Annotated in this window: 15 protein-coding genes and 1 pseudogene; 9 read left to right on the top strand and 7 right to left on the bottom strand. The window is 68.6% G+C overall.

Annotation, left to right across the window (positions count from 1 at the left end):
• Positions 1–18 precede the first annotated feature (18 nt).
• From NRF20_RS06995 to NRF20_RS06985, 3 genes are all read right to left on the bottom strand, one after another.
• A complete protein-coding gene (locus NRF20_RS06995; RefSeq protein ID WP_413754542.1) occupies positions 19–1,404 on the bottom strand; it encodes a M60 family metallopeptidase in 1,386 nt (461 codons plus the stop codon).
• 163 nt (positions 1,405–1,567) lie between these two features.
• The gene (locus NRF20_RS06990; protein WP_398632753.1) at positions 1,568–2,662 is read right to left on the bottom strand and encodes a LacI family DNA-binding transcriptional regulator; all 1,095 of its coding nucleotides are present in this window, start codon (positions 2,660–2,662) and stop codon (positions 1,568–1,570) included.
• Positions 2,663–2,885: 223 nt separating this feature from the next.
• Positions 2,886–3,872, bottom strand: a complete 987-nt coding sequence (locus NRF20_RS06985; RefSeq protein ID WP_398632754.1) for a hydroxyacid dehydrogenase — start codon at positions 3,870–3,872, stop codon at positions 2,886–2,888.
• Between the two features lie 339 nt (positions 3,873–4,211).
• Here NRF20_RS06985 and NRF20_RS06980 point away from each other — a divergent pair, with 339 nt between their 5' ends.
• The 5 genes from NRF20_RS06980 to NRF20_RS06960 all read left to right on the top strand — a co-directional run bounded on the left by NRF20_RS06980 (position 4,212) and on the right by NRF20_RS06960 (position 11,571).
• Entirely contained in the window at positions 4,212–5,225 is a 1,014-nt protein-coding gene (locus tag NRF20_RS06980) for an ABC transporter permease (protein ID WP_413752228.1), read from the top strand.
• A gap of 82 nt (positions 5,226–5,307) precedes the next feature.
• Positions 5,308–6,168 (top strand): carbohydrate ABC transporter permease, encoded by an 861-nt coding sequence (locus NRF20_RS06975; protein ID WP_266365036.1) that lies wholly within the window; start codon positions 5,308–5,310, stop codon positions 6,166–6,168.
• A 53-nt stretch (positions 6,169–6,221) separates the two neighbouring features.
• Positions 6,222–7,895, top strand: a complete 1,674-nt coding sequence (locus NRF20_RS06970; protein ID WP_398632756.1) for an extracellular solute-binding protein — start codon at positions 6,222–6,224, stop codon at positions 7,893–7,895.
• Entirely contained in the window at positions 7,892–9,358 is a 1,467-nt protein-coding gene (locus tag NRF20_RS06965) for a M1 family metallopeptidase (RefSeq protein ID WP_398632757.1), read from the top strand. Before NRF20_RS06970 ends, NRF20_RS06965 begins: the two co-directional genes overlap by 4 nt.
• Complete coding sequence (locus tag NRF20_RS06960) at positions 9,355–11,571, top strand: right-handed parallel beta-helix repeat-containing protein (protein ID WP_398632758.1); 2,217 nt, start codon at positions 9,355–9,357, stop codon at positions 11,569–11,571. The genes NRF20_RS06965 and NRF20_RS06960 overlap by 4 nt, the downstream gene beginning before the upstream one ends.
• A 294-nt stretch (positions 11,572–11,865) precedes the next feature.
• On the opposite strand, the gene NRF20_RS06955 is transcribed toward NRF20_RS06960, so the two are convergent.
• On the bottom strand, positions 11,866–12,888 hold the full coding sequence (locus tag NRF20_RS06955; RefSeq protein ID WP_413754541.1) for a LacI family DNA-binding transcriptional regulator: 1,023 nt from the start codon (positions 12,886–12,888) through the stop codon (positions 11,866–11,868).
• A 246-nt stretch (positions 12,889–13,134) separates the two neighbouring features.
• Between NRF20_RS06955 and NRF20_RS06950 the strand changes: the two genes are divergently transcribed.
• The 3 genes from NRF20_RS06950 to NRF20_RS06940 are packed head-to-tail and all read left to right on the top strand — an operon-like array spanning position 13,135 to position 15,874.
• Positions 13,135–13,998 (top strand): ABC transporter permease, encoded by an 864-nt coding sequence (locus tag NRF20_RS06950; RefSeq protein ID WP_413752227.1) that lies wholly within the window; start codon positions 13,135–13,137, stop codon positions 13,996–13,998.
• A gap of 38 nt (positions 13,999–14,036) precedes the next feature.
• Complete coding sequence (locus NRF20_RS06945; RefSeq protein WP_398632760.1) at positions 14,037–15,056, top strand: ABC transporter substrate-binding protein; 1,020 nt, start codon at positions 14,037–14,039, stop codon at positions 15,054–15,056.
• Positions 15,053–15,874 (top strand): ABC transporter ATP-binding protein, encoded by an 822-nt coding sequence (locus NRF20_RS06940; protein WP_398632761.1) that lies wholly within the window; start codon positions 15,053–15,055, stop codon positions 15,872–15,874. Before NRF20_RS06945 ends, NRF20_RS06940 begins: the two co-directional genes overlap by 4 nt.
• 75 nt (positions 15,875–15,949) lie before the next feature.
• Here NRF20_RS06940 and NRF20_RS06935 read toward each other — a convergent pair whose 3' ends face one another.
• Positions 15,950–16,444, bottom strand: coding sequence for a TetR-like C-terminal domain-containing protein (locus tag NRF20_RS06935; protein ID WP_413752226.1), 495 nt, complete (start codon positions 16,442–16,444; stop codon positions 15,950–15,952).
• Between the two features lie 14 nt (positions 16,445–16,458).
• Here NRF20_RS06935 and NRF20_RS06930 point away from each other — a divergent pair.
• Positions 16,459–16,735 (top strand): annotated as a pseudogene (locus NRF20_RS06930) (epimerase); the annotation flags it as partial.
• Positions 16,736–16,796: 61 nt separating this feature from the next.
• Here the strand turns inward: NRF20_RS06930 and NRF20_RS06925 are convergent.
• Positions 16,797–17,654 (bottom strand): sugar phosphate isomerase/epimerase family protein, encoded by an 858-nt coding sequence (locus tag NRF20_RS06925; protein WP_413752225.1) that lies wholly within the window; start codon positions 17,652–17,654, stop codon positions 16,797–16,799.
• Positions 17,655–17,668: 14 nt separating this feature from the next.
• Entirely contained in the window at positions 17,669–21,157 is a 3,489-nt protein-coding gene (locus NRF20_RS06920; RefSeq protein ID WP_413752224.1) for a ThuA domain-containing protein, read from the bottom strand.
• Positions 21,158–21,223: the final 66 nt, after the last annotated feature.

Raw genomic sequence — 21,223 nt, 5'->3', positions numbered from 1 at the left:
GCTCCTTGTCGCCGGTGGTCAGTCCGACAGCGTGGACGGGTCGACGGAGGGCTTCGGCAGGTTCAGCGCGGCCAGCTCGGCCTTGCCGGTGGCGTCGATCGGGAACGCCCAGGTGTTCACGAAGAAGTCCGTGAGGTCGTAGCCCGCGATGCGGCTGGAGTAGGTGGCGAGGGCCCGGTAGCGCTTGTCGTTCTCCGTGTACTGGGACTGCGGGTTCTCCTCGCGCACCAGCCTGTGCAGCCGGGGCCAGAAGTCGTCGCCGAAGGCCAGCTCCAACTGGCGCAGCGGGACGAGCTTCTCGTACGCGCCGAAGGACTTCTCGTAACTCAGCCCCGCCGTACCGAACTTGCGCTGTGCGGACTGGAAGTAGGTGAGCCCCGTCGTCGCGTCGACCGTGAGGAGGTTGGACGGCTGCTTCAGGGTGCGCTGTGCGGCCAGCGAGTAGATGTTGACCGTGACCTCGGTCAGGCCGCCGGGCTTGTAGGCGAACTGCTGGTGCAGATGGCCGAGTTCGTGGTAGAGCCCCCAGCCGCGGGTCCGCAGCCCCTCGACGGTCGTGGCCCGGTCGAGGTAGGCCCGCGGGAAGCCGTTGTAGCCGTGTGTGGCGTAAGCACCGACACCGGCCGGGACCTTGCTGACCTCGGTGAAGTGGTACGGCCCCGCCTTGCGCCGGTGCACCGGCTTCGAGCCGTCGAGTCCGCTGATCCGGGCATGCGAGTCGGTGATCGTCTCGACCAGCCCGAGCAGTGCGGCATGGTCTTCGCCTCGGTACAGCAGCGCGCCCTCGCGGGTGAGCGTCATGATCGTGTGCGGCGCGTGGAGTTCGACGTACGGCGATGCGGTGAACGTGTCCAGCTGCTGCTGGTAGTCGGCCTCCGAGGTTCGGCCCAGGGCGAAGACGGGCATGGGGACGGCGCCGGAGCGGACCAGCACACCGGCCCGCTCGCCACGGCCCGCCAGGGTGAGACAGGCCGGGCCGCCGTGCGGGTCCGTCACGGTGTTCGCACCGGCGGTCAGCGGATAGCTGCGCGGCTCGGTGATCTCGCCGTAGTAGTCCCACGCGCCGATCCAGAGGGTGGGCAGCAGATCGTCGTACGGCTGGACGGTGAGGGAAAGGGGCGCGCCGGCCGGGACGTACAGGCCGGTGGGCTGGAACTCCGAGCCGCGCAGGGCCTGTCCGAGCCGCAGCCGCTCGGCCTCGGCGGCGGGCCGGGCAGTCACGGTCAGGTGGACCGGGCGTGCCCCCTGCGAAACGGAGGTGTCGGCCGTCGTGGCCCGGGCCGTGCCGGTGCCCAGGGCGATCGCCGCTCCGGCTCCGGCCGCGGCGGCGAGAACGGAACGCCTGCCGACGAGGGAGGAAGCGGAGGAAGGGGCGGTGGAGGGGCCGGCGGAGTCTGTGGGCATACGCATGCGGAACTCTCCCTGCAGAAACGAGTGAGGGGCGGAAGCGTGCGGAACGGGTGCTACTCGGCGCCAGCATGTAAGCGGTTGCTATCAAGCCGCAAGAGGAGTCAGGAAGTTACTGTGATTTTCTATGGCCAACTGTGGACAGGGGGGAAGTAACCGGTCACATCCGGGTGGACCGGCCGGGCCGTGGCGCAACGGAATCGCGGACCACGATGTGGGTGCCGAGGCGCAGTGCACCCGTGGTCGGCTCGCGCCAGTCGTCCTCGTCCCCGCCGGTGACGGCCAGTCGTACCGCCTGGCGCCCCATCTCCTCCAGCGGCACATGGACAGTGGTCAGTCGCGGCCGCAGCTCCTGGGCCACCGGAATGTCGTCGTACCCCACCAGGGACACGTCCTTCGGCACCCGTACCCCGGCCTCCTCCAGAGCCTGCGCCGCGCCTGCCGCCACCATGTCGTTGGCGGCGAAGACAGCGGTGAAGTCCGGTCCGTCCCGCAGCAGTTCGGCCATCCGCCGGTACCCGAAGTTACGGCTGAAGGCGCCGGGCCGCACCAGCTCGGGGTCCGGGGCGATGCCGCGCAGCTCAAGGGCCCGCTGGTGCCCGGCCAGCCGGTCGCGGGTGGTGGAGAGCTTGGGCGGGCCGCCGAGGTAGAGGATCCGCTCGTGCCCCTGCATCAGCAGATGGTCGGTGATGGCGAAGGCGCCGCCCTCGTTGTCGTACTCGACCGCGACGGTCGGAGCCTGCTCGCCCAGCGGTGGCCTGCCGCACAGCACCAGCTTCGATCCGCCCGCGTCCAGCTCGCGCGCCCTGCGGGCCAGCTCGGTGGTGTAGCCGCGGTCCGCGATGGAGCCGCCGACCACGACCACCGCGTCCGCCCTGCGCTCATGCATCAGATCGATGAAGGCCAGCTCGCGCTGCGGGTCGCCCTGGGTGCAGCAGACCAGGCAGAGCCGTCCGCCGAGTGCCGCCTCCCGCTCCACGCCGCGCGCGATGTACGCGTAGAACGGGTCGATGACCTCGTTGACGATGATGCCGACGGTGCGGTTGGAGACACCGGCCAGCGCACGGGCATGGGCGTTGACGACATAACCGAGCTCGCGCATCGCGGACTCGACACGCTCCCGGGTCGCCTCGGCGACCGGGTAGTTGCGGTTGAGTACGCGGGAGACCGTGGCCGTCGAGACGCCCGCGCGCCGGGCGACATCGGTGACCGTCGCGCGCCGTTGTCCGTCCGCGGCTGTGCTCTGCCGGCGCATCCGGCTCACCCCCTGGTGGCTGTTGTGTGACGTCGAGCCTAGTGCCCCTCCCGGCAAGCTCTGCCCCGTCGCGCCGCCCATCACGCACGCTCGCGGCGTTGGCCAAAAGCCCTGGTAGTTCCGCTACAAGGGCTTCCGGCCGCCTTGCGATCGCACGCACTGGACGACGCTCCTTCCGGGCAGACCTTGCCGGTCACGGCACTGGCCCGTGCCGGGACGGAGCTCATGCGATCCTCCCCAGGTCGGCCCGGTGCACCGGGTGGTCGAACGGTGTGCCCTGCGCGTACCGCGCGAGCTCGTCCACTGCGAGCGCACCGAGCCGTCCCACCTCGTTGCCCTGGGCGCCCGCGAGATGCGGGGTGAGGAAGACGTTCGGCAGGTCCCACAGCGGGTGGCCGTCCGGCAGCGGCTCGGGCGATGTCACATCGAGGACGGCGTCCAGCCGCCCGCTGACCAGGTGCCCGGTCAGCGCCTCGGTGTCCACCAGGGGGCCGCGGGCCGTGTTGACGAGCAGGGTGCCGGGCCGCATCAGGCCGATCCGCCTGGCGTCGATGATCCCGCGGGTCTCCGGCGTGTCGGGGGCGTGGACGCTCACCACGTCGCTGGTCGCCACCAGGGTGTCCAGGTCGGTCGGGGTGACACCGAGCAGCTCCGCCTCGGCCGCACTGACATACGGGTCGTACAGCAGTACCTCGGCATCGAGGACGCGGAGCAGTTCGATGACCCGGCGGCCGATCCGGGACGCCCCGACGATGCCGATGGTCAGGCCGTGTGTGCCGAGCCAGTGCTGGCGGTCGAGGTCGGCGCCGGTGCGGTGGGTGCGCCGGGTGCGGAAGAGCCCGGCCAGCGGAAAGACCCGCTTGGCGCCCATGATGATCGCCGCCAGGGTGAACTCGGCGACCGGTACGGCATTGGCGGCGGCGGCCGAGGAGACGACGATCCCGCGGTCGAACGCGGCCGGGGACAGAAACGTTTTCACCGTGCCGGCCGCATGGATCACGGCGCGCAGCGCGGGTGCCCGGTCCAGCAGCGCGGCGTCGACGGGTGGGCAGCCCCAGCCGGTGAGCAGGACCTCGGCCGCATTCAGTGCCGCGGAGGCGTCCGAGGAGTCGAACTCGCTGATCACGAACGGGTTGAGGAGGTCGGCGGTCTCCTCGAGACGGGCCCGCACCGGTGGCGGAAAGACGTCGTCGAGCAGTCCGGGGCTCATGGCCAGGACCGTGCGCGGCCGTCGCGGGGGCGGTGCCGCAGCATCGCTACCGGAATGAGCCGGCGCCTCTTCGGTGGTTCGCACCCTGCCTCCGGATAGTAATCGCGTTCTATGGAATGACCGGAACGCTAAGGAGCGCGATGGTCGACCGTCAAGCTCACCGCCGCCCCAACTGTCCGCTTGAGAAGTATTTTTGTTGATTCGTTGGGCTGGATTTGATGGTGAGGACATCGCGTCTCAACGACATTTACCTGGATCTCTTGACGCTCGGGTTAACCGCTTACTAACTTGCGGCCCCAGAAGGCTCACCATGCGCCACCCAGCCGAACAGGACGCACCATGGCTGAAACAGCACCCTCGTTGCCGCGGGAGAAGCGGCAGCAGAAGGCTGAAATACCCTCCCCGCCCGCTGCCCAGGCCGTTGTCGCACAGCACCGGCTGACGCTCTGGCAGCGGATCAAGCGGGACCGGGTGATGCTGCTGCTCACCCTGCCCGGCCTGCTGTACTTCGTCGTTTTCCACTACGTACCGCTGCTCGGCTATGTGGTGGCGTTCCAGGACTACCAGCCGTACCTCGGCTACATGCACAGCGTCTGGGTGGGGTTCGCCAACTTCTCCGCGGCGTTCGGCGAGCCGGCCTTCTGGTCCGCGACGTTCAACACCCTGGAGATCGCCCTCGTCCAACTGGTGTTCTTCTTCCCGGTCCCGGTCGCCCTGGCCCTGCTGCTCAACAGCATCGCCAGCGACCGCATCAGGCGCTTCGTGCAGAGCGTCGTCTATCTGCCGCACTTCATCGGCTGGGTCATCATCGTCTCGATCTTCCAGCAGATCCTGGGCGGCGCCGGGCTTCTGCCCGACGTCCTCGGCGGTCTGGGGCTGCCGCGCTACGACATGATGAGCGACCCCGACGCCTTCCCCTGGCTGCTGACCCTCCAGGTGGCCTGGAAGGACGCCGGCTGGGGCACGATCATCATCCTCGCCGCGCTGCTGAACATCGACCGGCAGCAGTACGAGGCCGCCGCGATCGACGGCGCGGGCCCGCGGCGCCGCCTCTGGCACGTGACCCTGCCGGGCATCGCCCCCGTACTCATCCTGCTGCTCATCCTCAACCTCGGGCAGATGCTCTCCGTCGGCTTCGAGCAGATCCTGCTCCAGCGCGACGCGGTCGGCCCGGACGCCGGTGAGGTCCTCGACACCTACGTCTACTACCACGGCATCAAGGACAACGACTGGGGCGTCGCCGCCGCCGTCGGACTCGTCAAGGCGGTCATCGGCACCGCACTCGTCCTGGGCGCGAACAAGTTTGCCCACCGACTCGGCCACGAAGGGGTGTACCGCGGTGCTGACCGCTGAGAAAACGCGCGCCACATCGGAATCCACCGCCCCGGCGCCCCGGCCCGCCACCGTCCGCAAGTCCGACGGCCGACCCCCGTGGATGGAGCGGCCGACCCGCATCGGGCAGATCGCCAAGGCGGTCGCCGTCGTCGTGGTCGTCCTCGCCGTCGCCTACCCGCTGGTCGGCGTCATCGGCACGAGCTTCGCCTCACAGACCGACATCATCAAGAGCTCCGGCCTCGTCCTGTGGCCGGACCACCCCACCCTGGACGCCTACCGCACCATCTTCACCGGCGGAGTCGTCACCCGCGCGCTGATCGTCTCCGTCGGCATCACCGTCCTCGGCACCCTCGCCAGCCTGCTCGTCACCGTCGGCATGGCGTACGGACTCTCCCGCCGCGACGTCACGGGCTCCCGCTTCATTCTGATGACGGCCCTGTTCACGATGCTCTTCAACGCGGGCATCATCCCGAACTTCCTGCTGGTCAAGGGACTCGGGCTGTACGACACCTACGCGGCGCTCGTCATGCCCACCCTGGTCAGCGCCTTCAACCTGGTCGTTCTGCGATCCTTCTTCATGAACCTGCCGGAGGAGCTGTACGACGCCGCGAAGGTCGACGGGGCCGGAGACTTCCGCATCCTGGTGCGGATCGTCCTGCCGCTGTCCAAGGCCGTCCTCGCCGTGATCAGCCTCTTCTACGCGGTGACGTACTGGAACGCCTTCTTCAACTCGCTCCTGTACCTGGGCGACTCCGACAAGTGGCCGCTGCCCATGGTGCTGCGCACCTATGTCCTGCAGGGCCAGAGCCTGAACGCCGCCTCGGCCGGTGAGGTGCTCGCCCCGCAGCAGGCCGTACAGATGGCGGTCCTGGTGATCGCCGTCGTACCGATCCTCTGTGTCTACCCGTTCCTCCAGCGCTACTTCACCAAGGGCGTGCTCACAGGCGCCATCAAGGGCTGAGCGCAGCCACCGCCCCCCCCACTCCTTCCTTCCCCTCTCTCAAGGAGATTCAGGTGTCGAGCTCCACCCCCATCAACCGCAGAGCACTGTTCCGCATGGGTGCGGGCGTCGGTCTCTCACTGGCCGCCGCCCCGCTGCTCGCCGCCTGCGGCGACGGCGGCACGACCGCGAAGGCGGAGGCCAAGAGCGCCTCCCTGCTCCCGGACACCGCGGTCCGCAACATCGGCCTCAAGCCCGACCTGGCGGGCACCGCGGCCGGTGTTCCGCAGGGCTGCTTCAGCTACCCGGCCAAGCCGCTGCGGGCCACGAAGGGCACCCCGCTCAAGGGGGCGAAGCCGATCAGCGCGACGATGGAGACCTTCTCCCCGCCGCCGCCCGCCCGCGGCAAGAACGCCGCGTGGCAGGAGATCGAGAAGCTCCTCGGTGGCCAGGTGAACATCACCGCCGTCCCCGCCGACGACTACGGCACCAAGTTCTCCACCATGGTCGCGAGCGACAGCCTGCCCGATCTCTTCATGTACCCCGAGGTCGGAGGTGTCGACAACAAGGCGGCCTTCCTCCAGGCCAAGTGCGCCGACCTGACGCCGTACCTCGCCGGGGACAAGGCCAAGGACTACCCGAACCTGGCTGCCATCCCGAAGGGCGCCTGGCAGGCCGCGATCTTCGGCGGGAAGCTGTACGGCATCCCGATCGCCCGCACCGGCACCGGCGGCGCCGGCTTCTACCGCCACGACCTTTTCGAAGAGGTCGGCGTCACCGACCTCGCCCAGATCTCGGGCCTCGACAGGTTCGTCGAGGTCTGCAAGGAGCTGACCCGGCCCAAGAAGGACCAGTACGCGATCATCGCGGGCGCCACCACCATGCTTGCGATGTCTGCGGGCGCGCCCTACTACTGGCGGCTCGACGCCAAGACGGGCAAGTTCACCACCGACCTGGAGACCCCGGAGTACCGCAAGGCAGTGGAGACGGCCCGGCTGCTGTACAAGGCGGGCTGTTTCTATCCGGGCACCCTTCAGATGTCCGGGGCGCAGAAGGCCCAGTACACGGACATGTTCAAGAACGGCAAGGGCGCATACGTCTACGACGGCATGCCCACCTACCTGGCGCCCGGCGTCGGCTACATCGCCTCCATGCAGGCGATCGACAAGAAGTACGACCCGCGCCCCTTCGTCCCGTTCGGCAAGGACGCCATCGCCTGGATGGACAACGTCAAGCTGGAGAACACCCATGTGAAGAAGGCGTCCGGGGACCGGGTCAAGGAGATCCTGGCCCTCGCCGACTTCGCCGCCTCTCCGTTCGGCAGCCAGGAGTACACGCTGATCAACTACGGCGTCGAGGGCAAGGACTTCACCCGTGACGCCAAGGGCAACCCGGCCCTCACCAAGCAGGGCACCCAGGACGTCACCGTGCCGTGGAAGTTCATGGCCTCCGCCGTCCCCGCCATCTTCAGCGCCGACTCGGAGCAGGGCGTCCGCCACGTCCACGACGCGTTCACCAAGATGATTCCGATCATGGAGCAGGACCCGACCCTGCAGTACTCCTCGCCCACCTGGGACTCGAAGGGATCCGGCAGCCTCTACACGTTCAAGCAGGACGCGCTCAAGGACATCATCTCGGGTCGCAAGCCCATGTCCGCCTACGACCAGCTCGTCAAGGACTACCTGGCCAAGGGCGGCGAGCAGGCCCGCGGCGAGTTCGAGGACGCCTTCCAGAAGGGGAAGAAGTGACGACGCGACGCTCGGCCCTCAGACTCGGCGGCGCGGCAGTGGCGGCGGCCGTCGCCGTACCCGCACTCGGCTCGAGCGCCATCGCACAGCCGCACGGCTTCGAACCGAAGCCCGGCTCCGACGGCGTCGGCGACCCGCTCTTCCCCACCCTCGGCAACGGCGGCTACCAGGTCGTCCACTACGACCTCACCTTCGACTTCACCCCGGTGACCTACGACTTCACCGCCGTCGTGAAGATCAACGCCAAGGCCACCCAGGACCTCTCCGCTTTCAACCTGGACACCGACGGCCACACCATCGGCTCCGTCACCGTCGCCGGCCGCCCCGCCGACTGGGAGCTCTCGCCCGGCAAGAGCGGCCAGGAGCTCACCATCACCCCCGCCCGACCGCTCCACAACGGGCAGGCGTTCACCGTCGAGGTGCGTTACCGCGGCAACGGCAAGGCGCCCCGACTCGGGCTGACCGGCTGGAGGTTCGGCACCGACGGCGGCTTCGCCTCCGCGGCCCAGTCCTCCCGCGCCGACACCTTCCTGCCCTGCAACGACACCCCGTCCGACAAGGCGACGTGGACCTTCCACATCAGCGCCCCGCAGGGCTATGTCGCCGCCGCCAACGGCGAACTGCTCCACAAGACCCCCCGGTCCGACGGCTCCACCGTCTGGCACTTCGCCCTGCGCGAGCGCATGGCGACCGAACTCATCGGCATCGCCGTCGTCAAGGGCACCTATCTGTACGGCACCGGCCACCGCGGACTCCCGCTGCGGCACATCGTCCCGCAGGGACAGGAGGACAAGTACGGTCCGGTCGTCGCCCGTACCGCGGACCATCTGGACTGGCTGGAGGCGAAGTTCGGCCGCTACCCGTTCTCCGTCTACGGCGTCCACATCTACGACGGCTACACCGACGCCCTGGAGAACCAGACTCTCTCCCTGTTCTCCACCAACTGGTTCAAGCTCAACGCCAACGGGCAGCCCGGCTACGAGACCACCATGGTCCACGAGCTCGTCCACCAGTGGTTCGGCGACTGGGTCACCCCGAACGACTGGCAGCAGGCATGGCTCAACGAGGGCCCCGCCGTGTACTACGCCGGCCTGTACGGTGAGGAGCGCGGCTGGTCGGTCTTCGAGGACAAGATGAAGGCCACGTACGCGAAGCTCGACGCCATCCGCGCCACCGACGGCCCGCCCGGACTCCCGAAGGCGCTCGGCGGCACCAACATCTACGACGGTGGCGCACTCGTCCTGTACGCCCTCAGCCTTCAGATCGGTCAGCGGCGGTTCGACCGGGTCATGCGTGAGTGGGTGAAGCGCTTCAAGGACTCCACCTGCACCAGCGAGGCCTTCATCCGGCACACGGTCGACGTCACCGGCGACAAGTCCCTCGACCCGTTCCTGCGCGGCTGGCTCTTCGGAGCCGTGAACCCGCCCATGCCCGGCCACCCCGACTGGAAGGCCTCCGCGTGAACCGCCGCTCCCTGAACGTCGTACGAGGTACCGCCGCTGCCGCCACCGCCGCCTTCCTGGCCGCGCTCCTCGCCGCCCCGACCGCCCAGGCCGCACCCGGCCCCCGCACCCTGTACGCGGCCCCGGACGGACACGGCACCTCCTGTACGGTCGCCCGCCCCTGTACCCCGGAAGGCGCCCGCGACCAGGCACGCACCGAGACCGGTCGCGACGTCCGCGTACTTCTGAAGAACGGTACGTACAAGCGCGACGAACCCCTGAAGCTCGGCGCCGCCGACTCCGGGAAGGACGGCCACACGGTCACCTGGACCGCGGCCCCCGGAGCCCGCCCCGTCCTCTCCGGCGGACAGGACATCACCGGCTGGCGGGAGAGCGCCGACGGCACCTGGACCGCCGACGTCCCGGCCGGCGTCACCCCCCGCCAGCTCTTCATCGACGGCAGGCGCGCAACCCGCGCCCGGGGCGCGGCCTGCGCGGCGAGCACCTGCGACGCCACCAGGACCGGGATGACCGGCGCCGTCGCCACCGGGATCGACCGGTGGCAGCGCCCCACCGACGCCGAAGCCGTCATCCGGGTCCGCTGGCGCAACTACCACTGCCGGATCACCGGCGTCAGCGGCGACGTCATGACGTTCGCCCAGCCCTGCTGGACCAACTCGGCGAGCGGCACCAACCGCACCGGACCGGCCTGGGACTCCACCACGGTCGACTCCACCCGCTACAGCGGCGTCGCCTTCTTCGAGAATGCCCCCGAACTCCTCGACCAGCCGGGCGAGTTCGTGTGGAATTCGCAGAACCGCGCCGTCACGTACCTGCCGCGCAAGGGCGAGAACATGCGCCATGCGCAGGCTGTCACTCCGCACACCGAACAACTGCTCGTCGTCGACGGTGCCCACGATGTCACCGTGGACGGGATCGGCTTCGCGTATGCGGCTTACCGCCGGCCGGACACGGATGAGGGCTACGCGGGCATGCAGGCCGGTCTCACCCTGACCGGAGCCACCGGCCCCGTCGACCACGCGGGCCGCTTCTACACAAAGCCGTCCGCCGCGATCATTGTCCGCGGCGGACAGCACATCAGCATCGAGAACGCCCGGTTCAGCCGGCTCGGCGGGGCGGGCGCCATCCTCGAAGCGGGTACCAAGGACAGTTCCCTGATCCGCTCGTCCTTCACCGATCTGTCCTCCGGCGCGGTGTACGTGGGCGACACCGAGCCGATGCCCGGGGCGGCGCTCGCGGGGGAGCGGAACACGATCGCGTACAACACCATCACCCGCTCCGGCGTCGAGTACACCGACTCGGTGGGCATCTGGGCCGGTTACGAGGCAGCGCTGACCGTCGACCACAACAGCCTGGACCATCTTCCGTACTCCGGGATCTCGGTCGGCTGGGGCTGGAACCAGCCCGAGGCCCAGAAGTCCGTGCTGCGCGACAACAAGGTGACCGACAACCGCATCACCAATGTCATGGAAGTCGACCGGGCGCAGCACGACGGCGGCGCGATCTACACCCAGGGCGCGCAGCCGGGCACGGTCGTCTCCGGCAACTACATCAACCGCTCCGCCTTCGGCAACACCGAGCGCGACGGCAACGGCATCTACCTCGACGAACAGTCCTCGCACATCGTCGTCGAGAAGAACGTCATCACCCGCATCGGCTACAAGTGGGTTTCGAACTGGGCGGATTACGGCATCCAGAACACCGCCCGGGGCAACTGGACCGACACCGCGGCGCCGGCACTCGGCGGCACGGGCTCGGTCATGACGGACAACCTCACCGGTCTGGACCGGCTGTCGGCCGAAGCCCTCGCCGTCGCAGCCCGGGCAGGCGCCCACGGCGGCCCGGTCGAGCAGCTGCGGACCGACCTGGCCCGTACCGGCACCGCGACCCAGTCCTCCACCGAGGGCACGGCGGCCGCGGCGCTCGCACTGGACGCCGACACCAACACGGACACCCGCACGCTGTCCGAGGCGGGCGCCTGGTGGCAGGTCGACCTGGGCAGCGAGCAGCGCATCCGTCAGATCGAGATCTGGAACAACTCCTCCTCCACGACAGCCGACTTCGATGTCGTCACCGACGACGCGACGGTGCACGTCAGCGGGAAGGCGCTGCGCCCGACGGTCCTGAACCTGGACAGCCGGACCCGCACGGTGAAGATCGTGACCTCCGGCACGGGACGCGTGGCACTCTCCCAGGTGCTCGTCCACCCGTAGACCGACCGGCAAATGGGGGGCGGCGTCGCGGGGCTGGGCACGCACTCCCCCAAGGCCTTAAGGGCCAGGGGGGACCCCCTCCGGCGTTGTCGTCAATCACCAACTTCCCCAAGCTCTCGGCTTCGCTCGAGCAGGGGAGACCCCATCGCGTTGGCTCAATCCTCCGCCTTGCAGCTGCACGCACCCAGCCCCGCTCCTTCTCCCACCCCCCATTTGCCGGTCGGTCTTTGCGGTCCGCCCTCCGTCGCCGGGCGAATCACGGTGGAGGGCACCTCGGCACCCGAATGCCGCCGCTCACCCGACCGGCGGCGTTCCCGTGCTCGCCCGCACCACGACATCTCCCGCCACCCGCACCACCCGGGCCCGCCGTCCCGCGGACGGCTCCCGCAGCGCCAGGGCGATCACGTCCTCGCCCATCGAGGTCAGCGGCAGCGCCACCGTGGTGAGCGCCGGCGACAACTCCCGTACCAGCGGAATGTCGTCGAACCCGGCGAGCGAGACATCCTCCGGCACTCGCAGCCCCTCCTCCCGCAGCGCGGCGAGCGCACCGACCGCCATCACATCGGTGACCGCGAACACACAGGTCGGCCGCGGCCGGCCGCAGGCCAGCAACCGCCGGGCCGCCGCGTACCCGCCGTCGCGAGTGAACGCGCCCTCCACGACCCGGTCGATCCCGATTCCCGACTCCGCGAGCCCTTCCCGGAAGCCAGTGAGCCGGTCGGAGACAGTGGTCAGCGCGGGTGGGCCGGTGAGCACCGCGAACGTGCGGTGCCCGAGCCCCACCAGCGTCCGGGCGAGCGAGGCCGCCCCCGCCCGGTTCTCCGGCTGTACGGTGTCCACCCGCAGGCTGCGATGCCTGCTGACGACGGCCACTCGCCCCCCGCCCCGTACGTAGGGCTCCAGTTCGGCATCCAGGGCCCGCTCCCACGCCCGGTCCTGGAAGCCGGAGCCGATGAGCAGGATCGCCCGGGCGCGCTGAGCCCGCAGCATCGAGACGTAGGCGATCTCCCGGGCGGGTTCCCGGAAGGTGGAGGCCAGCATCACCAGCAGATCCTGCTCGGCCGCGGCGCGCATCACGCCACTCGACACTGCGGCGAAGTACGGGTCACCGACGTCATGGCAGATGACTCCCACCGTACGGTTGTTGGTCGAATTCGCGAGTGCCTGCGCATGGGCGTTCGGGATGTAGTCGAGCCGGTCCGCCGCCGCCCGTACCCGCTCTCGCAGATCGTCGCGTACCCGGGTCGTGCCGTTGAGGGCGCGCGAGGCGGTGGCGGGGGACACCCCGGCCTCCCGGGCCACGGCGTCGAGCGTCACATGCGCCGCTGCGGGAAGGCCGCCGCGCCGCTGCGGGTGGTGCGGTGTTCCCCGTTCACTCAACTCGACCCCCAAGGGCGCGGTGGTGGAAGGCCCCGAAACTTGTCGACGACCTATTGACCGTGCGTGCAGGCAGTCATTAGCGTGGCGAAAACCTTATCAGAAAGCGCTTTCTGAAAGCGCCTTCTCGTCATCGCAGGATCGCACAGCTCTCCAAAACTGCACCCGAAGCGGCGGGAGTTCACAGTGAGCCAGAGCGCGTTGACCAAAAGTCCCCCTGAAGTGGAGGGAGTTGTCCGGCGGGCCGGTCCCTCGGCGGGGGAGCGGTTCGCGCGGGCGGCCGAGCGGAGCTGGCGGCCCGTCGCCCTGCTGCTGGCCTGTTTCGCCGTCTGGTGGGTGATCTCGGCGGCGGAGCTGGTGAAGCCGTATCTCATGCCGTCGCCCGGGGCGACCCTCGATGTCCTTACCGGCAAGGCCGGTTATCTCTGGCAGCACACCTGGGTGACCACATACGAAACGCTGCTCGGCTTCCTGATCGCCGTGGCCGTCGGTGTACTGGCGGCAGTCGTCATGGTGTACTCCGCGACCGTCGAGCGCACGCTCTATCCCATTCTGCTGTTCGCCCAGGTCGTACCGAAGATCGCGATCGCGCCGCTGTTCGTCGTCTGGCTCGGCTTCGGTATCGAGCCGAAGATTCTCATCGCCGTGCTCATCGCCTTCTTCCCCGTCGTGATCTCCATGGTCACCGGCCTCAAGGCGGTCGACCCGGAGATGCTCCAGCTGTCGGCGACCATGGGCGCGGGGCCCTGGCAGACCTTCCTCAAGATCCGCTTTCCGGCCTCGCTCCCGCATCTCTTCTCCGGGCTCAAGGTCGCGGTCACCCTGGCGGTCACCGGTGCGGTCGTCGGTGAGTTCGTCGGCGCCAACGAGGGCCTGGGCTACGTGATCCTCCAGGCCAACGGCAACCTCGACACCCCGATGCTCTTCGCCGGGCTGCTCGTGATGTCACTCATCGGCGTCGTGCTCTTCGTCGCCGTGGAGATCGCCGAAATGCTGCTGCTCCCGTGGCACGCCAGCCGCCGGGACGCCTCCGCCACCACCACGTACTGACTCCGTCATACCGACTTCGTCGCGAGAAGGGCCAGCCCATGCATGCGCGCAGACTCCTGATCGGTGTCGTACCCCTCGTCCTGGTGGCCACGGCCTGCGGTGGCAACGACGCGTCGACCACAACGAGCGACTCGGGCAAGAAGCTGGACAAGGTCACGCTGACGCTCAACTGGTATCCGTACGGCGAACACGCGCCGTTCTACTACGGCAAGCAGCAGAAGATCTTCGAGAAGCACGGCATCGACCTGAAGATCCAGGCGGGTCAGGGCTCGCAGAAGACGGTGCAGGCCACCGCCGCGGGTCAGACCGACTTCGGCTGGGCCGACACCCCGGCGCTGCTCGCGGGCGTCGACCAGGGCGTCCAGGTGAAGAGCCTCGGGGTCTTCCTCCAGACCACCCCGGCGTCGGTGCAGTCCTTCGACGCCGAGGGCATCGAGTCGCCTGCGGATCTCAAGGGAAAGACCATTGCGGGGACCGCCGGTGACGCGCTCTCCAAGACCTTCCCGATCTTCCTGAAGAAGAACAACCTCGACGCGTCGGACGTCAAGGTCCAGAACACCGACCCGGCGGGCAAGATTGCCGCGGTGATCTCCGGGAAGACCGACGGACTCCTCGGCTACGCCAGCGACCAGGGCCCCACCATGCAGGACAAGGCCAAGAAGAAGGTCTCGTACTTGCGTTTCTCCGAGAACGGGCTGAACTTCTACTCCAACGGTCTGCTCGCCGGACAGAAGATCCTCGCCACGAAGTCCGAACTCGCCGGACGCATGGTGCAGGCGGTCAGCGAGTCGTGGGCGGCCGCCGAAAAGGCCCCCGGGCCGGCGGTCGCGGCGATGGACGGAGCCTCGGAGCAGCTGCCGCCGACCGCGGTCCTGGCCGAGCAGTTCAAGACGACGCTCACTCTGCTGCACACCTCCTCGACCGAGGGGAAGGCGCCCGGAGTGAACGACGAGGCCGACTGGCAGCAGACCATCGACGTCTTCGCCGAGGCGGGCATGGTCAGCAAGCCGAAGGCCGTCGCGGACTACTGGGACGAGAAGACGGCGCTGAAGGGATGACGATGCCGGAGCAGTACACGCCGCGGACCAAGGCACCGGTTCCTGCCGCGGCCGCGGTCGGACTGTCCGATGTGGCGGTCCGGTTCCGCAGCAGGAAGCGCGATGTCACCGCGTTGCGCGAGGTCTCGCTCGATGTGGCGCCCGGTGAGTTCGTGGCGATCGTCGGACCGTCCGGATGCGGCAAGTCGACCCTGCTCAAGCTGGTCGCCGGACTGCTGAAGCCGTCCTCGGGCGAGGTCCGGCTCGGCGGCGAGCAGGTCGACGGTGTGCGGCACGACATCGGTTACGTGTTCCAGCGCGCCGCCCTCCTGGAGTGGCGCTCGGCGCGCCGCAACATCCTGCTCCAGGCCGAGATCCGGAAGATGCCTCCGTCGCAGGCGCGCGGCCGGACCGACGAGCTGATCCGGATGACGGGCCTGGCCGGCTTCGAGGACGCGTATCCGCATGAGCTGTCCGGCGGAATGCAGCAGCGAGTGGCATTGTGCCGGGCGCTGCTGCACGAACCCCCGGTGCTCTTGATGGACGAGCCGTTCGGCGCGCTCGACGCGCTCACCCGCGAGCAGATGAACATGGAGCTGAACCGCATCTGGCGGGAGACCCGCACCACCGTCCTGCTGGTCACCCACTCCATCTCGGAGGCCGTCTATCTGGCCGACCGCGTGGTGGTGATGAGCCCCCGTCCCGGCACGATCTCCGAGATCATCGAGGTGGGCCTGGATGCGGAACGGGAGTACGGCGAGACGCTGGGCCGCCCGGAGTTCCGGGACGCGGCCGCCCACATCCGCGACCTGCTGGGTGCGGCTTCCGCGCACGACTGACGGTGTCCTCGGCCGCCGGACGGGCTTGAAGACCGAGCCCGTCCGGGGCGATGAAGGACAGGACGGCTGTTCCGCTCACTCCAGCCCGAACGCGTCCGCCAACATCTCCGTCTGCGCGCCCAGCAACGTGGCGCCGCTGTGGCCCATGCCCACGAACTGCCCTGCGGCCTCCAGTCCCACAGAACCGTGCAGCTGTGCCCACGCCAGCACCGCACCCGCCAACGCCTGTGCCGACTTCCCGGTGTCCCCGGCCGCAGTCGGTGCGTACTCGGCCACCCACGCGCCCACAGCCTCGTCCGTGCCCAGCCACGCGGTCATCTCCGCCGCCGCCGCAGCGACCTGGGCTCCCGGTGTCCCGTCAGCGAAGACCGTCAGGAAAGGCCCGAGAACGGCACGGGCCCGGTCCAGAGTGTCGTCCGGAGCGACATAGCCCGGCACGGGTGCGCCCTGGATCAGCAGATAGCGGTGCGGCTCCTCGACTGCCCAGGCCCGATAGGCATCGGCGAGCGTGTGCAGCCGTCCGCGAGGGCCCTGCGATACGGCCGATGCGTCGGCCGCCGCTTCGCCCATCGCCGCTGCCGCATCCTCGCGCCCCGGCACTGACCACCCGACAGATCTTCGCGATGATCGAGGAACGCACGCCGCCCCCTGAGCATCACGGTCGTCGACGAACCGCGTCCGTTCGGCCCCTTCGACGAGGTCTTCATGGCGGAGTACGCCGAGATGTTCTACCAGCACACGGAGGCGCAGATCGTCGACTCCTCGGCGATCGAGAAGGCGTACGGCCTCGTCCCCAACCCCCTTTCCGCCACGGTGGATTCGACGCTCGACTGGTACGGGGAACTGCTCGCCGCCCGCTGAATACGCAGCGGCCCCGGGCTGCGGTACGCGCAACCCGGGGCCGCTCCGCGTGCCTGCCCGCTCAGTAGCGCAGCCGGGACAGATACGTATAGCTCGCGAGCGCCGAGGCGAACGGGTCAGCCGGCGCGTCGTGCTCCACCAGCCACTGCTTCACACCGCCCTGCCGCGCCGTGTCGAACATCGCCGGGAAGTCCAGCACCCCCGAGCCGACATCCGCGAAATCTCCGTTCGGCGCCATGTCCTTCACATGGAGTGCCGGGAAGCGTCGCGGATGCCGTACGAAGAGCTCCCCGGGCGCCGAGGCGCCGCCGTTGGCCGCCCAGTACAGATCCAGCTCGAAACCGACCAGTTCCGGGTCGGTTTCGGTGAGCAGGATGTCGTAGAGGCTGACGCCGTCCACCACCTGATGGTCCGTCCCGTGATTGTGGTAGAGCAGCTTCAGTCCGGACTCGCGGGCGGCGAGCCCTATGCGGTTGAACTCCTTGGCCACTTCCCGGTATCCGGCCGGACTGTGCAGCGAACCCGGCAGGCTGGGCACGACGATCCACTTGCCGCCCAGGGTGTGGATGTCCTCCAGTGCCTGGGGGAGTCCGGCCCCCTTCACGATGTCGTAGCCGACATGTTCGAGGACGGCCCGCAGCCGGGTCCCGTCGAGCATCCGCCGGATGTCGGCCGCGCTGTGGCCGTGCCGGCCGCTCACCCCGACCGTGGCATAGCCGATCTCCGCGAGCCGCTCCAGGGTGCCCCTGAAGTCCGTCGACAACGGCGTACGCATGGTGTAGAGGTGCATGCCGAGCCCGGACGGCGGGATGCGCCGGCAGCGGCGGGCCTCGCTGGCGGACGCGGGGACGGTGCCGAGCCCTGCGGCTGCGGCGATGCCCACGGCCGTGCCGAGGAAGGTGCGTCGTGTGCGGTCCATGCGGGTCTCCCCTCTCAACTCACGTCGATGCGTACATAACCGGTGCTGGTGTCGCCCTTGTCGTCGGTGACCGTCAGATGCGCGGTGTACGCACCCTTCCGGTCATAGGTGTGCGTGGCAGTCGCACCCTCCGCTTTGGTGTTGTCGCCGAAGTCCCAGTGGTACGAGGCGATCGTGCGCCCGGCCACCGGCTCGACCACACTGCTCAGGGCCACGGCGAGCGGTGCGGTGCCCGTCGCCGGGGCCGCCTTCACCGCGACCTTCGTACCGTGCCTCTTCTCGACACCGGGACCGTTGAAGTGCAGCCAGTCGACCGCGAACAGATCGGCCTTGTCGCTGATCCACTCAGGGTTGCTGAACACCGCGTACAGCTTCATGCTGCCGCCGGGATCCGTCAGTGCCGTCGTCGGTGAGACGACCTTGCCCCAGTCACCGGTGTTCGGGACGGTCACCTTGCCGAGCAGGGTGCCCGTCGGCGATCCGGCCCGGAATTCGACACTTCCGCCGATCCCGCCGGAGGCCGCACCGACGGTCACCGAGCCGATGTTCTTCAGGTTCACCGGATCGAAGCTGATCCAGTCGCCGTCCTCGATCTCGGTCAGCCGTTTCCCGCCGGAGGCATCGGCCCTGCTCCCGATCACCGCGCCGCCGTGTGCACCGCCGGTCGCCGTGAAGTGCTCGGCCTCTCGGAAGGCGGTACGCAGAGTGAGCGAGGTGGAACCGGTCAGCGCGGGTGCGCCCGGAGCGCCCTTGTCCTCGTACTGAGCGGTGATGCCGTAGTACAGGTTCTGTCCCGGACCGTGGCTGTCCCCGGCATCCGTGACGATCTCCCCTGTGCAGCCGGTGTAGTTGTCGAGCGGATGCAGATGGGTGTCATGGCCGAGCTGCGACTGCACGACCACCCGTGAGCAGTCGATCGGCCCATTCTTCCCGTCCTCCTTGTCCTTGACCTCGACAGTGAAGGGGATGGTGTCGCCGAAGCTGAACACCCCGCCGTTCGGGGGCTGTTTGATCGTCACCTCCGGACGGGCGTTGCCGACGGTGATGTCCTGTACGGCCTGCGCCGTGAGACCGCCGGGCCCGGTGACCGTGAGCCGCGCGGTGACCAGTCCCTTCGTGCGATAGGTGTACGAGGGGTTCGCGTCGGTCGAGTCGGTGGTGCCGTTCCCGTCGAAGTCCCAGGCGTACGAGACCGGCCGGTCGCCGGGCAGTCCGGAACCGGCGCTGGAGAAGTCGACCGTCAGCGGCGCCGGACCGTTGTCCCGGCTTGCGGTGATCTTCGCATCGGGCAGCCGTCCGTCACCGACGTAGTCGATCCGGTAGATCCCGGCACCCTCGTTGCTGCCACCGCGGCCCGTACCGCTGCCGAGCCCGAAGTCGATGACGTACAGCGCCCCGTCGGGACCGAAGTCGGCATCGAAGGGCTGGTTCCACTGCATGTCCTGGAAGATGCCGTTGATGGACTGGAGTTCACCGGCCTTGACGGGAGCGAACCGCGGATCGTCGAACGTCTGGTCCTTCTGCTGGAAGGAGAACGTCTTGAACCACCGGCGGGTCAGCTCGTAGTTGATCCACTTCCCCTCGAAGTACTCCGGGAATTTGGTGCGGTAGGTGTTGTCCGGGTCGTAGTCGTAGACGGGACCGCTCATCGGGCCGCCACCTCCGGTGCCGAGCTCCGGGAATTCGGCGGATGCGGAGTAGGCGTACCAGACGGTGGCAGGCTGGGCGGGCGGCAGTTCCCGCAGCCCGGTGTTGTTGGGTGAGTCATTGACGAGCGCCGCGCAGTCGAACTTCGGACCCGACTTCTTCGTCGTGAAGTCGTAGTCACTGAAAGGAGTGTTGTTGCCTATGCAGTACGGCCAGCCGAAGTTCCCCGCCTTCGTGATACGGGTGTACTCGACGGTCCCCTCCGGCCCGCGATCGGCGACCGCCTCCTTGGCGTCCGGACCGTAGTCGGCGACCATCAGCGCGCCGCTCAGCGGATCGGTGGTGATCCGGAAGGGATTGCGCATCCCCATCGCGTAGATCTCCGGACGCGTCTTCTCCGTACCGGGCGCGAAGAGATTGCCCTCGGGAACGGTGTACGTACCGTCGTCCCTGGGTGTGATGCGCAGAATCTTGCCGCGCAGATCGTTCGTATTGCCCGCTGTGCCCTGGGCGTCCCAGGCGCGTCGGCCCGCGCTTTCGTCGATCGGGTTGAAGCCGTCCGAGGCGAATGGATCGGTGTTGTCCCCGGTCGCCGCGTACAGATTGCCGGCCTTGTCGAAGGCGAGCGAACCGGCCATATGGGAATTGGCCCGGCCCTCGCCCCGCCACGTCGGAATGGTCAGCAGCCGCTTCTCCGACGCGGGATCGACTGTATTGCCGGTGACGGTGAACCGGGAGAGATTGAGTTGTTTCTGGGTCTTGTCGGAGTGCAGCAGATAGAGCCAGTTGTTCGTGGCGAAGCCCGGGTCGAGGGCGAGGCCGAGCAGTCCGTCGGACTGACTGGTCATCTCCGGTGTGTACGCGAAGTCCAGCGCAGTCGACACCTTCATCGTCTGCTGGTCGATGACCTTCAGCTTCCCGGTGCGCTGGGCGAAGAACACCCGGCGGTCGGGGGCGACGGCCAGTTCGAACGGGTCGGCGAGGTCGCTGGTGGTCAGCGCGGTCCGCTGGAACGAACCGGTCCGAGTCGCCGTGCAGTCACCGGGCTTCGCACCCGCGGCCCATTCGATACCGCCGAGAAGGTGCTGGACGAAGCCCTCCTCCTGGAACGCCGAGGACGCGTGCCCGCCTGCGGTGAACCAGGAGCGGCCGCCGTCGTAGTTCTGGCACCAGGACCACGGATGGTCCACGTCCTCGTCGAGCCCGGTGACGCCGTCGCGCACCTTGATCTGCGCGAGGGTGTGCACCCTGGAGGTGGGATTGGTGCGCCAGTTGTACCACTCCTCCGTACGCTCCCAGAGGTCCAAAAGGCCCTTGGTGGAGGGGTGCGCGTGATCGAGGACCTTGATCCGGCCGGTCTGCACGGCCGGGTGCTGGTCGAAGATGGCACCGACAAGACCCTCGTACCAGCCCCAGTCGCGCTCACTGGCGGACGCGGCATGCAGACCGACCCAGCCGCCTCCCGCACGGATGTACTTCTGCAGGGCCTCCCGCTCGTCGGCGTTCAGCAAGTCACCCGTCTCCGGTGTGGAGTTGGTGTTGTTGAACACGACCGCCTGGAAGCGGGCGAGATCGGTGTCATTGAAGACGGCGGAGTCGTCGGTCGCCTCGACCTCGAAGCCGTTCTCGGCGCCCAGCTTCTTGATCGCTTCGATCCCGGCGGGAATCGAGTCGTGAGGGAAGTTGGTGACCTCGGAGTAGACCAGGACCCGGAAGGAAGCCGCGTGGGCCCGGGGCGGCGAGGCCACCAGAACACCGACGACCAACGCCAGGAGCGTGGTGACGGCGATGAGCGGTGACGGAAAGCGGTGACCTCTTAACGGGAGGCTTTGCAACGTGTGATGACGATGACTCATGGGCGCTCCCTGTGCGGTAGATGCCGACTGCGGGATTTAGAAAGCGCTTTCTGGAGTGCATCGCTC

This window comes from Streptomyces sp. R-74717, from assembly GCF_047305335.1.
GTDB classification, from domain to species: Bacteria; Actinomycetota; Actinomycetes; order Streptomycetales; family Streptomycetaceae; genus Streptomyces; species Streptomyces atratus.
This window is presented reverse-complemented; position numbering and strand designations above follow the sequence as displayed.